The sequence below is a fragment of the Acinetobacter sp. CIP 101966 genome, assembly GCF_000369725.1.
In the GTDB taxonomy this organism is placed as follows: domain Bacteria; phylum Pseudomonadota; class Gammaproteobacteria; order Pseudomonadales; family Moraxellaceae; genus Acinetobacter; species Acinetobacter lwoffii_Q.
The window spans coordinates 1,467,943-1,482,571 of record NZ_KB850160.1 but is presented as its reverse complement, the minus strand read 5'-3'; the positions used below and the strand labels follow the sequence as shown (position 1 = coordinate 1,482,571).

Genomic DNA, 14,629 nt, shown 5'->3' with positions numbered 1-14,629 from the left:
GAGGAGATTTCAGTGAAAACTTTAGTAAAACAAACGCTTGCAGCAAGCATTCTTTCCACAATGGTTGCTGGTACAGTGTTTGCTGCACCGTCTGAAGCACCACCTGCTTTTATTAAAAAAGTGGCAGATGGTTTGATTGAGCGCCTCAAAGCTGATAATGCAAAATTGCAGAACAATCCGGCGCTGGTAAAAGCGATTGTCCGCCAGAATCTGGATCCATACATTGATTCACAGTCTTTCACGCGTATTGTGATGGGGACTTATGCGACGAACCAGTATAGTACTGCTGCACAGCGCGCGCAGTTTGAAAAGAATTTCCGTGAAACGCTCATTGAAAATTATGGTTCTGCATTTTCCAAGTTTAGTAATCAGACCTATAGCGTGCGTCCATACAAGGCCAGCAACAGCAAAAACCCTGTTGTAACCATCGACTTTAATAATAAAGGCGAGAAAATTCCGGTAGCGTTTCAGCTGGTGGACAAAGGCTCACAATGGAAAATCCGCAACATCAACGTATCGGGTATCGATCTAGGTTTGCAATTCCGTAACCAGTTTGCTGCGACAGTAAAACGTAATGGCGGTAATATAGATAAAGCTATTGCTAACTTCAAACCGGATGCAGAAGCTGCAATCGACAAGAACAAGAAATAATCAGATAGGTGAGCCGTGATTGTATTCAAGGATCAGGAATTGCAGGTTTCAGGCAAGATTGACTATGCCAATGCGCAGGACTATTACCTAAATGGTCTGCGTGTGGTTCAGTCACAGAGCAAGTTTCCGCTTGTGGTTAATCTAGCTGGGCTTGAAAGTGGTAGTACTTTGGCTTTGGCAGTATTGGTGCGCTGGTTGCGCCAGACGCCTCAAGCGCAAGGACTACAGTTTAAAGCTGTCCCTGCTAAAATGATGAATATCATTCAGGCCTGTCATTTACAGGATGATTTACAGATCATTCAGTAAATAAAAAAAATAAAAAAGCACCGAAAGGTGCTTTTTTTTATTGTTGATACATTTTAAAAGTAAATTCCTTCCTTTATCAAAAGGACGTTAGGAAGGATTAAAATATGACCTCACCCTAACCCTCTCCTAAAAGGAGAGGGAACTTCCTCTCTAAATTTATGGATAGAAATGATATTTTTAAAAACTACTATCTCAATAAATATTGGAAGTCCTCTCTCCCTATGGGAGAGAGTTAGAGAGAGGGTGAAGAAATTAAATCCACTTCTTCCATCTAAAGTAAATCAATGGCCCGATCAAAAAGCCGATCAAAATAATACTGACCATAATGAAGCTCATGGAGCCTTGTGCAAAAGGCAGAACTTCGGTATTCATGCCATAAATACTGGCAATGAGCATCGGCGGTGCAAGCATACTTGGCAGGATCGAGAATCGACGAATCGTATCGTTCTGTTCCGTGTTAATGAATCCGGACGTGGTATCGAGCAGGAAGCGCACTTTCTGGAACAGGAAGGCATCATGCTCCACCAGCGAGCGCACATCTTCACTGAGTTCTCGGATATCCGCATCATAAATATGACTGCCCAAGGCGCGTGGACGAGACAGGAAAGTCAGAACACGACGTAAATCGATCAGACAGAGCTGCGCTTTACCAAGCATATCTTCCAGTTGAGCTAGCCGGGTAATCATGTCATCCAGATCGAGAATCTGCTCGCGATGGCGGTTATTCAACACTTCAGTTGAATATTTCTCTAAATCTTTATGTACATCTTCCAGAATGTCGGCCAGCTCATCCAGTTTGGCTTCGAGCAGGCCCAATAAAATCCAGGTCGGATCTTTATAATCGATTTCATAATCATTGCGGCGCGCACGGGCACGGAAGGCACGAAAGGCCACCAGCTTTTCGCCACGCAAGGTAAAAAGACGGTCCTTATGCAGAATGAATGCTACGGTTTGTACCGTCGCCAGCATGCTGGATTCATCTTCGTTTTCATTCTCGACCTGATAGTTTTTATTTTTGGTTAAAAAATAGGTGCTGATATGCAAAATACCGTCATCATCACGGTAAAATCGGGCACTAGAGGAGATATCTTCCAGCGATTTTAAGGTCGGTAAGTTTTGCGCATAGGCATCTAGAATCCATTGCTGCTCTTCTTGTGAAGGTGCAATCAGATCAAGCCATACTAAATCTGGATGCAGGTCGAAATCACCATTAATCGTGATATCTTCTAAGCTACCGCGCTCTGTGGCGTAAAAGGCTTCAAGCATGCTGTCTTTTCTCCCTGGCGCAGTATGTGAATTGGAATGGGTGTATTTTAGACAAGGAATTGAATAAAAACACTGATATTAAGCAGTTATTTTTGGAAAAAGCGCGCTTGCAGCGATTTCGTACAATATAGCGTCAATTGGAGAGTGAAATGATGAATTCTATTGCAATTTTTTGTGGTTCAGCACTGGGCTCGGATCCTCTCTATGCCCAGATTGCCGAAAAGGTTGGCCAAACCTTGGCAGCAAGGCATCAGACGCTGGTCTATGGCGGTGGTCGTTCTGGCTTGATGGGAATTATCGCTGATAGTGCTTTGGCTGCTGGTGGCAAGGTGATTGGCGTAATTCCAAGACAGCTGGTCAATCGTGAGCTGGCGCATCCGCATATTACCGAGCTATTTGTGGTCGATAATATGCATGAACGTAAAACCCGCATGTCGGAACTGGCACAGGGATTTATTGCCATTCCGGGTGGTGCTGGAACCCTGGAAGAAATTTTTGAACAATGGACCTGGGCACAGTTGGGAATTCATAAAAAGCCTTGTGCTTTTTTAAATGTAGATGGTTTTTACGATGATTTACTCAAATTTATCCATATGACGACTGAGAAAGGTTTTACCAAAGCGCGCTTTAGCGATGCTTTAATTGTGAGTGATAATCTGGATGATATTTTGCGCCAGTTTGAAAGTTATCAGCCGCCTGAAGCGAAATGGGGTATGGTCGATCAGACCGATCTTGTAAAATAAGCTGTCCACAGCATGATTTGTAGAAAATAAATGAAAGTGATTACGGTGGCTGCAGCCATTATTTTAAATGAAGCGCAGCAACTGCTGGTGGTTCGTAAAAAAGGGACGTCCTGCTTTATGCAGGTTGGTGGCAAGCTGGAGCCAAATGAAGCACCAGAAGCAACGATGTTGCGTGAAATTCAGGAAGAAATTGGCACACAGGCACAGATTCAGCAATTCATTGGGCGTTTTGAAACCCAGACGGCGAATGAACCAGATCATCAACTGGTGAGTTATGTCTATTGGGTAAGTCTGGATCAAGCACCAAAAATTGAAGCGGAAATTGCCGAAATGAAATGGGTCGATCTGGATGAAAAAGAGCTACGACTCGCACCCTTGACCACTGCAATTGTGATTCCTTGGGTGAAGTCGCAGTTACTCGCCCAAGCTTAAATTTTCAGATTTGAGCACCTGCCAGACAGGCTGCATAAACTTTTTGACAGCCCAGTTGTTCAAGTGTTTGGCTCAGTGCTCGAATCGAGCTGCCGGTCGTCACCACATCATCAATAATCAGCACCCGACGGTAACGCAGCTTGGAAATGGTACTGATCTGGAATTGTGATTGGATGTCTTCAATCCGCTCCAGCCGGCTTAGGCCCTTTTGCGAGTGTTGTTTCATTCGTCGAACAGGTTGCCAGATGGGTACATTCAACTGTTTTGCCACATGTTTGGCCAGCACTAGAGATTGATTATAACCGCGCTCAGCCAGACGCTCATTCGAGATCGGCATCGGTATTATCGCACTGACTTTAGGTAGGTCTAAACTTAACAGCACACCTGCCAGTAAATTTTGCAAATGCAGCTTCTGTTCATATTTAAACAGTTGAATCAGCCGGTCCATCGGGTAAGCATAGTCGCAGGCAATCTGGAACTGCATTTCCTGCCGTTGAATGGTTTGATGTGCCCAGGGTAATTGTCGCCAGCAATCTTCACAGACTGAATGAATGGACTGATGATCGGTCAGACAGAGCTGGCAGGGCTGTAAGCGGGTCAGCCAGGATTTTCCATGTTGCAGTAATTTAAACATAGGCATAGCGCGGTGCTTCCGGTAGCCAGCGTTGCAATAATGCTTCGGCCTGATCGGGATAATCCTTGAGCATCTGCTGAGCCACATAATGTGCCTGATTGAGCAGGTGATCATCACGTTCAAGTTTGGCCACACGGAAATTCATGTCCCCGGTCTGTTTGGTCCCGAGCAGCTCACCCGGGCCACGTAACTCCAGATCTTTCTCGGCAATCATAAAACCATCATTGGTTTCGCGCATGATTCTTAAACGTTCCTGACCATTTTGCGAAAGTGGATGCTTATACAGCAGGGCACAGAAGCTGGCTTTGGCGCCACGACCGACCCGGCCACGTAGCTGATGCAATTGAGATAGACCCAGACGCTCGGCATTTTCAATCACCATAATGGAGGCATTGGGTACATCGACGCCGACTTCGATCACGGTGGTGGCAATCAGGAGCTGTAATTCATTATTTTTAAATTGCTGCATTACCGCCTGTTTTTCATCGGCTTTCATCTTGCCATGTACCAGTCCGATATTCAGCGCAGGAAAGCGCTCGCGAATTTCAGCAAAGGTAGCTTCTGCAGCTTGGGCATCTAAAGTTTCGGACTGTTCGACCAGGGTGCAGACCCAGTATGCCTGCTTGCCTTCGGCACAGTTGCTGGCAATCCGTTGCAAGACTTCTTCGCGCCGGTCTAATGGAATGGTCACGGTCTGAATCGGGGTACGGCCCGGCGGCAGCTCGTCAATCACTGAGGTATCCAGATCACCATAGGCAGACATGGCCAAGGTGCGCGGAATCGGAGTCGCGGTCATCACCAGTTGATGCGGTGACATACCATCCAGACCTTTATTTCTGAGAGCAAGGCGCTGATCCACACCAAAGCGATGCTGTTCATCAATAATCACCAGACCCAGTTTGGCAAACTCGACATTTTCCTGAAACAGGGCATGGGTACCGATCACCAGATGGGCGCTCCCGTCCCGAATCACCTGTTCTGCGGCGGCGCGGGCTTTGCCTTTCTGCTTGCCGGAAAGCCAGGCCACATTTAAGCCCAAAGGCTCAAACCAGCGTTTAAAGTTTAGATAATGCTGCTCGGCCAGAATCTCGGTCGGTGCCATCAAGGCCACTTGCCAGCCTTCCTCTAAGGCATGGCAGGCTGCGACACCGGCCACTAGGGTTTTACCTGCACCAACATCGCCTTGCACCAGACGCAACATTGGTTTATTGCTTTTTAAATCCTGCACGATTTCTCTGGATACACGTTTTTGCGCACCGGTCATTTCAAAAGTCAGACTGGCTAGTAACTGTTTGGCATAGGTCTGACTGGGCGCAAATGAAGGCGCTTCGACCTGCTGAATAAAAGCCCGACGTGTCAATAAACTGATCTGATGCGCTACCAGCTCTTCAAAGATCAGACGCTGCTGTGCAGGATGTGAGCCTTGTGCCAGCTGCAGCATATTGGCGTTGACAGGCGGGTGATGGATATATTCCAGCGCCTGTTTCAGCGCATAACCGTTACTAAATTTTGCTGGTAGCAATTCAGGCAGATGATCGCTGTATTGAGCCAAGGCCTGCTGAATATAGGCCCGTATTTTTGGCTGGGTCAGGCCTTCAGTCGCAGGGTAAATCGCGGTGAGCTGGGTTTGAGGTAAAGGTGTGTCCTCAGTAATGACTTGCAGTTCGGGATGATACATTTCCAGACCGCGCGCACCGACCCGCACTTCACCAAAAATTCTTAAACGGTTACCTAGTTTGCAGCGGTCGGTAATGCCTTTATAAATATGATAAAAACGTAAAGTGACTTTGCCAAAATCATCATCCAGCAGCACAGCCATAGATTTGCGTTTACCGGGTGGAAAATCTACACCTTTAACGATCCCTTCCAGCAGATAACTGCGTCCCACGCTCAATTGATTCATAGGAATGATCGTGCTACGGTCTTCATAGTCACGTGGTAGATGAAAAAGCAAATCATCAGTATTGAAGATATTTAGTTTTTCGAGTAATGCAGCGGCGGCATTGCCAACGCCTTGTAACTGATGGACTGCAGCCATGTCCCCTCAACCAGATTTGTGATTCGGTGCTCAATGCATATTTTATTTATCGGTTATGGTAAAACATCTCGACGTGTGTCTAAACAACTATTTGAGCAAGGTCATCAAATTAGCACAATTAGCCAGAGTCCCAAAACAGATTCATTCGCAACTCATCTGATTCAGGATGTGCATCAACTGGATTTAACTGCAGTTGCACCGATTGACTGGGTCTATGTATTACTTAGTCCAAAACAAAGTACGGTTGAAGGCTATCAGCAGACTTATCTGGATTCGGTTCAACCTATTGTGGCTGCCTTGAAACAGCATCCGGTGAAGCGGATTGTGGTGGTGTCATCGACACGAGTGTATGGGCAAAATTCCGGTGAAATCGTAGACGACGAAACTGAAATTCACCCAATTGATGCTCAGGGCAAAATCTTGCAGCAGATGGAGCAGGCTTATTTCGCTGCTTATCCTGAGCAATGTACCATCATTCGTCCGAGCGGCATTTACGGTACTTCAGTTGCACGTCTGCAAAAAATGGCCGCCTCGATGTTGAGATATCCGAATCTGCATTGGTCCAACCGTATTCATATTGAAGATTTATCACGTTTCTTGTCACAGATGATTCACGTGGAACATCCTGAAAAGTCTTATATTGCGACCAACAACCAGCCAAAATTATTGCATGAAATATTGCAATGGTTCCAACAGCAGCTAGGGATTCCTTTGCTTAAGGTGGAAAGTGGGCAGGTGACAGGTAAGAAACTTTATGCGACTCGAATGCAAAAAATGGGATTTGAGTTAGAGCATCCAGACTGTTATCAGGATTATTTGGAGTTAATGAAAAAATAAATCCAGTAGATTGAAGTTCTTCCTCCCTCTGGGAGGAGGTTAGGAGGAGGGCTTTTTGAAATTACCTCTCCCTAACCCTCTCCTGAAAGGAGAGGGAATAAAAAGCCTTACTTCTTTTTCCGCTTCGCACGTTTCTTGGCTTGTTCAGCCGCAACTGCATCCAAAGCTTCTTTCAGTTCTTCATCCGTAAAGTCGGTGATGTGATGCAACATCTGCAACTTCACTTCATCCAATACCAAATCTGCATATTGCGCCACATTCGTCAGCTGTTCATCAAAGACAATCGCATTGTCTTCATTGGTACACAGATAACCTTTTTGGGTTAAGACTTTAATAAAGCTCTGGAACAGGGCTTTGTCGAAGAACTCAGGTGAGTTGAACTCATATAGCACAGACAGGCGTTGACCAACCAGGTAACTGAGCTCTTCGACCTGACGGGTCGAGATATTGCCAGAACCACGTTGGGTAATCAGTGCCAAAGTCATGTAATAACGTTCCAGACTTTGAGTTACGGGCGCAGCCAGAATTTCAAGCTGATGATGCGCTTCCGTATTCGGTGCCGGTGCAATCAGGTTTTCACCATCTTGTGTAATCAGTTTTGAGGCAATTAAGCTGTCAATATGCGCATTCACCTGACCCTGAATCTCATCTTCATGCCATTTTAAAAACAGTTCAGCTTTGAGGAATGGGTACAGGGTACTGCTGATATTCACGACATCATGACGGCGAATGGTACCGTTATGTTCAACTAGGGCTGCAATCAAAGATGGCAGCACAAAAGTGTGCACAATATTATTACGGAAATACGTCAGCAGAACTGCCTGATTATCTTCAATGGCAATGATATCGCCCAGTACATGCTTGACCCGCTTGATCAGTTTCAGCTTCATCGCATAGGCAATAATTTCCTTGCCAGAAAGTGGCGTCACCTGCATGCGCTCATCATAAGGCAAGGCAGCTAGCAAGGTGCGATAGGTATCTAGCTGCTTGATACAGATCTCTTCATCCAGCGTATGTTTCGGCGTAGCCAGCAAGATTAAAGACAATAACGATACTGGATTGATCACGACCGCACTGTTGATATTTTCCAGAATGGCCTGTGCCGAGCTATTCACTGCATCAGAAACGGCTTGTGGAATCGGATCATCATTCTTTTCGATCTTGATGTGTTCTGCACCATGCTGTTTCAGAATATCATCCAGAAACACCGGGTTACCAAAGTTCAAGTGCACCTTGCCAAAAATACGTTCAATCTTGCGCAGGGTTTTCAAAATTCCAAAAATAGATTCGGCTTCTTTTGGCTTGCCACTCATTTCACCGACATAAGTGCCACCTTCCATCAGGCGTTCATAGCCGATATAAGTCGGCAAAAATACGATCGGCTTAGATTTGCCACGTAAATGACCATGTACGGTCATCGCCAGCATCCCAGTTTTTGGCGGAAGCAAACGACCGGTACGTGAACGGCCCCCTTCAATAAAGTATTCTAACGGTGTATTACGTGACAGGACGCTATACAGATATTCTTTAAACACCGTGGTATACAGAGCATTGCCGCGGAAAGTACGGCGAATAAAGAAGGCGCCACCACCACGTAAAATCTGACCGACAAAAGGCATATTCAGGTTATCGCCCGCAGCGATATACGGCACCATCAAGCCACGACGATAGATCACATAAGACAATAACAAATAGTCGATGTGACTACGGTGACATGGGGTATAGACAATTTCATAATCCTTGGCCAGTTCACGCACGGTACTGAAATTATGCACTTCCACGCCGTCATAAAGCTGGGTCCATAAGCGGGTCAGGGCCTTGTCGGCAAAACGTACGGTAGAATGAGAATAATCGGAAACGATTTCGTTCAGATAACCAATCGCACGACGTTCAGATTCCAGCATCGAGATTTTGCTGCGAATGCTGTCATTGCGAATCGCCGCCTGTACATCGGGTGACTTGATCAGGCCATGCATGACATTACGGCGGTCGGACAGATCTGGCCCGAGAATGACTTCACGCTGACCATCCAGGTAATCATTTAAAGTGCTGACAATATAGGTGGCCGGCGCTGAATTTGGATGCGTCTCTTTGGCAAAGTTAATCAAGGTGCGTAAAGACTGTGGTTCATGGAACTCTAAATAAGACTGGCGACCATGCAGGCCGATATTGACCAGTTGCTTGACCCGGCTTGGCGTAGACCAGGTATCGGTAAATAATAGCTTAAACCAGGAATCTTCTTTCTCAGGTTCACGTCCCCAAAGTACCGTTACCGGTACTAGTTCGACATCCAGTTCAGGATGCTGCTCCAGAATTTCAATCAGGCGTAACAAGCGCGGCGGGAAAGCATGCGGTGGTGAGCTGAGCAGATTATTTTCATCATGATGCTGTAAAAACAGCAACGATGCTTTTTCCTTGTGGTTACCTAGATGCATTGGATCAAGTGCAGCTGGTAATTTTAAACGGCGCGTTTCTGCATCGACAACCAGTGCATTACTACGTGAATGGTTCTGTAAAACGTAGCAGACCAGTTTCTGCGATTCTGCTGCAGTCTGATCAGATTCAGGCGCTGTCACTTCACTTGGTACTTCCCCAAGAACATGAGGGGTAACCATAAGATCAAGTAACTTACTTGAAAGCTTGCGATACATTTGACCAAAGCCATTCTTGGACATAGCTGCTCCTAATTTTACTGACCAAAACCACAGGACTTCTGAGGGGATTTATTTTGCGGGTTTTTAAGATGAAACAATATATCTTTTTTTAACAACTTCAACAGAAGTGCTTCAATTTTAGCGTGAAAGCAGGTGCTTTTCCTAGTCACTTATGACATCAGTATGACAGAACAGTCATGCAAACTTTAGAGTTTCGGTCTGATTTTGTGGCAGAATATTCCAGATCAATTATTTAGATCCGTTTTTCCATTTTGGGATATCTCCAATATTAGATAGGTTGCTTATGAATGCCTTAACACAGGAACTGGTCGAGCTGCTCAGCTTAGAAAAGTTAGAAGAAAACATTTTCCGGGGAATCAGCCGGAATCTGGTGGGCAAGCGCGTGTTCGGTGGGCAGGTTTTAGGGCAGGCACTACGCGCCGCGTCTTATACCACAGACCGTCCAGCACATTCATTACATGCCTATTTTCTGTTTGGCGGGGATGTCAATGCACCGATTATTTATGAAGTGGATCGTATCCGTGACGGCAAGAGCTTTGTCAGCCGTCAGGTGCGCGCTATTCAGCATGGCCGTACCATTTTCATGTGTATGGTGTCTTTCGCGCATCAGGAAGAAGGGCTAAATTACCAGATTTCAGAGCCTGAATATCCACCGGCAGAAAGCCTGAAAAATGAAGCGGAACTGATCAAACAGATTATTGAGTTTATTCCGGAAAATGTCCGTGCATCTTTCACTCGTGATCGTCATGTGGAAATTCGTCCGGTCAATCCGCAAAATCCATTCCAGCCTCAACCTGAAGCACCGTCTTATGCGCACTATATCCGTACGCATGACCGTATTGCTGCAGAAGTCGATCAGATCTCCTTGCATCAGGCTATTGCTGCTTTCTATTCTGATTTTACCTTGATGACCACAGCGCTTCGTCCACATGGTCTGAGCTATATCTCGCCAAGTTTGCAATGTGCCAGTATTGACCATGCCATGTACTTCCATAAACCGTTCCGTGCGGATGAGTGGATGCTTTACGATATGGATGCCACCCAAAGCGCCAGTTCGCGTGGCCTGAATTTTGGCCGGATGTGGCAGAACGGTGAGCTGGTCTGCAGTACCTCTCAGGAAGGCTTGATCCGTTTACGTGAAATCGAAACACAGTAATTTTTCTTCCTGCTCAAAAAGTCGAATCCCTGATTCGGCTTTTTGTTTTTAAGCCGGATGAAAAAGGCCATTTGATGCCATGCTTCAACCATGCGTTTATAAAATATTACTCGATTCTATAGACACTGCATGGCATAGTGCGGCTTAAGATCAATATTAAAAATGCATGAAAAGATGAGCTTAAATACGCAAATTTTAATTGCCGCCGTATTGGGGGTGCTGTTTGGATTTCTATTGACGATATTTCCGCAGACCTCATTTTTTGATATCAGCTTATATGGCATCGGCATCGTCAGCAGTATTTTTATTGGCTTGTTAAAAATGCTGTTAGTGCCGCTGATTTTTAGCTCAATCGTGGTCGGCGTATCCAATCTGCAGGCGGGTGGGCAACTGAGCCGAACCTGGAAAATCACCCTGATGTGTTGTGTGACCACCACCACCTTGGCGCTCATTTTAGGTCTGGCATGTGCACATCTGTTTGATGTCGGTAAGGGTGTTAATGTGCTGATGTTCCAGGATGCTATGGCGCAACATCAAACGCCGGATACGCTCACGCCATCTTCTTTCTTTACCAATTTTATTCAAAATACCCTGATCAATCCATTTAAAGCCTTTGCCGATGGGAATGTCTTGGCGGTGGTAGTCTTTGCCTTATTTGTGGGTGTAGCACTAGTCGGAGGTGGAGATAAATTCCGTACCGTGCGCAAGCTGAGTCACCAGTTTTTTGAAATCATGATGTTGATGATTGGCTGGGTGATGAAACTGGCACCGCTCGGTATTTTTGCCTTATTGGCCAAATTAATTGCCACTGAAGATGTTTCAGTTCTCAGTCGTCTGGCTGAATTCGCTGCGGTAGTCACCGGTACGACGATTTTTCATGGCATCGTGGTTTTGCCTTTATTGCTGTGGATTTTCGGCAAGATGGATCCGGTCACGTTCTTTAAAGGCACACGTGCTGCCTTGATTACTGCCTTTGCCACCAGTTCCAGTTCGGCCACCATGCCCTTGTCGATGAAATGCGCGCAGGAAAATTTAGGGGTACGTCCACATACTGCAGGCTTTGTGATTCCACTTGGTACACAGTTGAATATGGATGGTACGGCGCTGTATGAAGCAGCTGCAGCTCTGTTTATTGCCAATTTAATGGGGCTGGATCTGAGTCTGGGGCAGCAACTGGTGGTCTGTGCAACTGCGATGATTGCATCCTTAGGTGCACCGGGGATTCCGAGTGCCGGTATGGTGACTATGATTATGGTCTTGCAATCGGTAGGTTTGCCTGCCGAGGCAATTGCCATTCTGTTGCCGATCGACCGTTTACTGGATACCGTACGTACAGTGGTGAATGTTCAGGGAGATATGATGATCAGCGTGGTGGTGGACCGGCATACGCGTGAACCCGATCTTCAAGCTACAGATAGCTAAAACATTTAAAAAAATAAAAAAAAGCAGGTATTTGACCTGCTTTTTTATTTGTACGTTGAGTTTTAATAAATCAAGAATGATCACAGATCATTTAGGTGATATGGTCTTAATCCGCTGAACGCTTATTCTGATTTAGCTCATCTGCCGCTTTAAGCTCGGATTGATCCTGCTCAAGCAATTCCAGCGGTTCTTCAGCTTCATTTAAATCATGAGTCGATACTTCAGCATGCTCAGAATCAGCTTCACTAAGCTCGAGCTCTTCAAGCGGTTCATCAGATTCATTCAAATCATGCGCTGATGCTTCCGGAATGCTGTCCAGATCATATTCAGATGCTTGATCTAAGGTAAAGTTCAAACGGCCACCCATGACGCTGGCCAGTTCTTCTAAACCTTGTTTGTTCATGGAGGAAAACAGTTGAATCGAGAAATCCAGCTTCATCTTTTTCAATGCCGCTTTGACTTCCTGCAAGGCTTTGGATGCAGGACCACGGTTTAGTTTGTCAGATTTGGTCAATAACACATGCACGAACAACTGGCGGGAATAAGCCCATTCCAGCATCATTACATCAAAGTGTTGCAGGGGATGACGGATATCCATCAACAATACCAGGCCTTGCAAGCTTTGACGGTGAATCAGGTAATTTTCCAGTTCTTTTTGCCAGACCAGTTTCATTTTTTCAGGCACAGCCGCATAACCATAACCGGGTAAGTCGACCAGACGCTGATCCGGATTACCCAGGCTGAAAAAGTTGATCATCTGGGTACGGCCAGGTTTTTTCGATGCACGTGCCAACTGTTTCTGGTTGGTCAGGGCATTAATCGCACTAGACTTACCCGCATTCGAGCGGCCGGCAAAAGCAATTTCATAGCCTGTATCTTCTACACAAAGACTGAGTTTGGGTGCACTCATTAAAAATTCGGCTTTGCGTAGCCAGTTGAGTGCGCGCACAGAATATTCAGTAATGGCAGAATCAACTTTTTTCTCGTAGCTGATCTTTTGCTTAGGCGCATGGGCTGTCTTACTGTTTTTGGATTTTCCTCTGCTGTGGTGCATAACTCAACTTCAATAAATGATCTACAATGAAACATTATAAAGGAAGTCGCACAGGCAAGCGAACTTTGCCGCAAGAATAAGTCACAAGACCTGACCCGGAAGACTTTAAAGATTAATCAGGCCGATCGGAGAATTTGTACTGAAACGCGCATTTCGTGGCCTAATCACATCTTTAAGCACATATTGGTCCAGACTGCTATAAAACTGTTCCACCGCATCATCTAAAATACCTTTTAAACCACAGGTCGGACGTAATACGCAGGGTGGGCTATTGCATTCCACTACATTGCTGTCGCGTTGCAGGATCCGCACAATCTGTCCCAGCTGGAGGTTCAGGCTGGCCGGATTTAAACGTATGCCGCCACCTTTACCACGTGTGGTAATCAGCCACTCCTGTTTCGCCATAAAATGCACGATTTTCATGGCATGATTTTGTGAAACCTGTAATCGCTCGGCAAGTTCTGCAATGGTATAGGGGAGATCACGTGGCTGTGCGACATACATCAGAATCCGAAGCGCATAGTCAGTGAATTTATTGAGTTGCATAACGTCAACAGCTAGAAAATGAAAGAATTGAATGTTAAAAGCTCCACGAATGGAGCTTTTAATCAGAATCTGATGCTAGTCTAAACCGTTTTTGCAATTAAAGCTTGAGCGGGGCAGACACTTCAACTACATCACCAACTTTGTAGTGGTCGATCAGTGTCTGTGCAACCGAGAATGCGGTTGGATTTTCTTCCGCTTTCACAGTAATTTGATATTGCTCGTTTTGCGCCTGATCAAAGCTAAACTGTTGTGGTTGACGAATGTGCTGTTCAGGCACCTGTATACGTACTGAAATATGTTCACCGGCTTCAGCACTTGCAATCGCTGCACCATCTTTAGCTTTAAGTGTAAAGATTTTACCTGCGTCGGTATCATTGACTGCTGCTACTTCAAATTCGCGCCAGCCCGCCCAGCCACCATTTTCAGAAGCTAGGGTGGCATATTTAGATTTTTCCACACCAATCAAAATATCTGCCAGTTGCATATACGCTTCTTTCCAGGCTGCAATCAGGTCTGAGTCCATGGGTACATCTAAAACTTCGCTGATCGAGTGCAACAGATTCTCACCGACAATCGCATATTGATCCGGTTGAATATCCAGGCTGACATGTTTAGTGGTAATGCGTTCGATGGCTTTGGCCAAAACGCCCGGATTGGTAATGTTTTCGGCATAGGCAAGTACTGCGGCAGCCAAGGCACGTGGTTGACGGCCAGTACTTTGATGATCCATGTTGAAGGTGTTTTTCAACTCTGGATGGTTTTTCAGCATGCGGTTATAGAAATACGTGGTAAGTGCTACGCCGTTTTCACGTAAAACAGGAACAGTCGCTTGTACAAGTTCAATATGTTGTGGAGTCATGAGAGCCGTC

At 45.7% G+C, this 14,629-nt stretch carries 13 protein-coding genes and 1 pseudogene; 7 read left to right on the top strand and 7 right to left on the bottom strand.

Going from position 1 to position 14,629, the window contains the following annotated elements; translation table 11 throughout:
- The first annotated feature begins 12 nt into the window (after positions 1-12).
- Both F891_RS13265 and F891_RS13260 read left to right on the top strand, forming a co-directional pair.
- Positions 13-651: an MlaC/ttg2D family ABC transporter substrate-binding protein gene (locus F891_RS13265; protein WP_004281529.1), complete on the top strand. Its 639-nt coding sequence runs from the start codon at positions 13-15 to the stop codon at positions 649-651.
- Positions 652-666: 15 nt separating this feature from the next.
- On the top strand, positions 667-957 hold the full coding sequence (locus F891_RS13260; RefSeq protein ID WP_004281528.1) for an STAS domain-containing protein: 291 nt from the start codon (positions 667-669) through the stop codon (positions 955-957).
- Between the two features lie 252 nt (positions 958-1,209).
- On the opposite strand, the gene F891_RS13255 is transcribed toward F891_RS13260, so the two are convergent.
- On the bottom strand, positions 1,210-2,223 hold the full coding sequence (locus F891_RS13255; protein ID WP_004732304.1) for a CorA family divalent cation transporter: 1,014 nt from the start codon (positions 2,221-2,223) through the stop codon (positions 1,210-1,212).
- Between the two features lie 152 nt (positions 2,224-2,375).
- On the opposite strand from F891_RS13255, the gene F891_RS13250 reads away from it, so the two are divergent.
- Both F891_RS13250 and F891_RS13245 read left to right on the top strand, forming a co-directional pair.
- On the top strand, positions 2,376-2,966 hold the full coding sequence (locus tag F891_RS13250; protein ID WP_004732303.1) for an LOG family protein: 591 nt from the start codon (positions 2,376-2,378) through the stop codon (positions 2,964-2,966).
- Positions 2,967-2,996: 30 nt separating this feature from the next.
- Positions 2,997-3,398, top strand: coding sequence for an NUDIX hydrolase (locus tag F891_RS13245; protein ID WP_005263772.1), 402 nt, complete (start codon positions 2,997-2,999; stop codon positions 3,396-3,398).
- Between the two features lie 4 nt (positions 3,399-3,402).
- Here F891_RS13245 and F891_RS13240 read toward each other — a convergent pair whose 3' ends face one another.
- Together F891_RS13240 and recG are read right to left on the bottom strand one after the other, a co-directional pair.
- Positions 3,403-4,038 carry a ComF family protein gene (locus F891_RS13240; RefSeq protein WP_005263771.1) on the bottom strand — a complete coding sequence of 212 codons (636 nt, stop codon included), beginning with the start codon at positions 4,036-4,038 and terminating at the stop codon, positions 3,403-3,405.
- Positions 4,025-6,070: an ATP-dependent DNA helicase RecG gene (gene recG / locus F891_RS13235; protein WP_005101223.1), complete on the bottom strand. Its 2,046-nt coding sequence runs from the start codon at positions 6,068-6,070 to the stop codon at positions 4,025-4,027. The genes F891_RS13240 and recG overlap by 14 nt, the downstream gene beginning before the upstream one ends.
- A gap of 33 nt (positions 6,071-6,103) precedes the next feature.
- Here recG and F891_RS13230 point away from each other — a divergent pair, with 33 nt between their 5' ends.
- The gene (locus tag F891_RS13230; RefSeq protein ID WP_005263770.1) at positions 6,104-6,907 is read left to right on the top strand and encodes an NAD(P)H-binding protein; all 804 of its coding nucleotides are present in this window, start codon (positions 6,104-6,106) and stop codon (positions 6,905-6,907) included.
- A gap of 107 nt (positions 6,908-7,014) precedes the next feature.
- Here F891_RS13230 and plsB read toward each other — a convergent pair whose 3' ends face one another.
- Entirely contained in the window at positions 7,015-9,582 is a 2,568-nt protein-coding gene (gene plsB, locus F891_RS13225; RefSeq protein WP_005263769.1) for a glycerol-3-phosphate 1-O-acyltransferase PlsB, read from the bottom strand.
- 283 nt (positions 9,583-9,865) lie between these two features.
- Between plsB and F891_RS13220 the strand changes: the two genes are divergently transcribed.
- A complete protein-coding gene (locus tag F891_RS13220; RefSeq protein ID WP_004645045.1) occupies positions 9,866-10,738 on the top strand; it encodes an acyl-CoA thioesterase in 873 nt (290 codons plus the stop codon).
- 174 nt (positions 10,739-10,912) lie between these two features.
- A complete protein-coding gene (locus tag F891_RS13215) occupies positions 10,913-12,160 on the top strand; it encodes a dicarboxylate/amino acid:cation symporter (protein ID WP_034439512.1) in 1,248 nt (415 codons plus the stop codon).
- A gap of 277 nt (positions 12,161-12,437) precedes the next feature.
- Here the strand turns inward: F891_RS13215 and yihA are convergent.
- The 3 genes and pseudogenes from yihA to F891_RS13200 form a co-directional block, all read right to left on the bottom strand.
- Positions 12,438-13,214: pseudogene (yihA, locus tag F891_RS13210) on the bottom strand (ribosome biogenesis GTP-binding protein YihA/YsxC); the annotation flags it as partial.
- 105 nt (positions 13,215-13,319) lie between these two features.
- On the bottom strand, positions 13,320-13,760 hold the full coding sequence (locus tag F891_RS13205) for an RrF2 family transcriptional regulator (RefSeq protein WP_004732285.1): 441 nt from the start codon (positions 13,758-13,760) through the stop codon (positions 13,320-13,322).
- Positions 13,761-13,857: 97 nt separating this feature from the next.
- The gene (locus F891_RS13200; RefSeq protein ID WP_005263767.1) at positions 13,858-14,619 is read right to left on the bottom strand and encodes a globin domain-containing protein; all 762 of its coding nucleotides are present in this window, start codon (positions 14,617-14,619) and stop codon (positions 13,858-13,860) included.
- Positions 14,620-14,629: the final 10 nt, after the last annotated feature.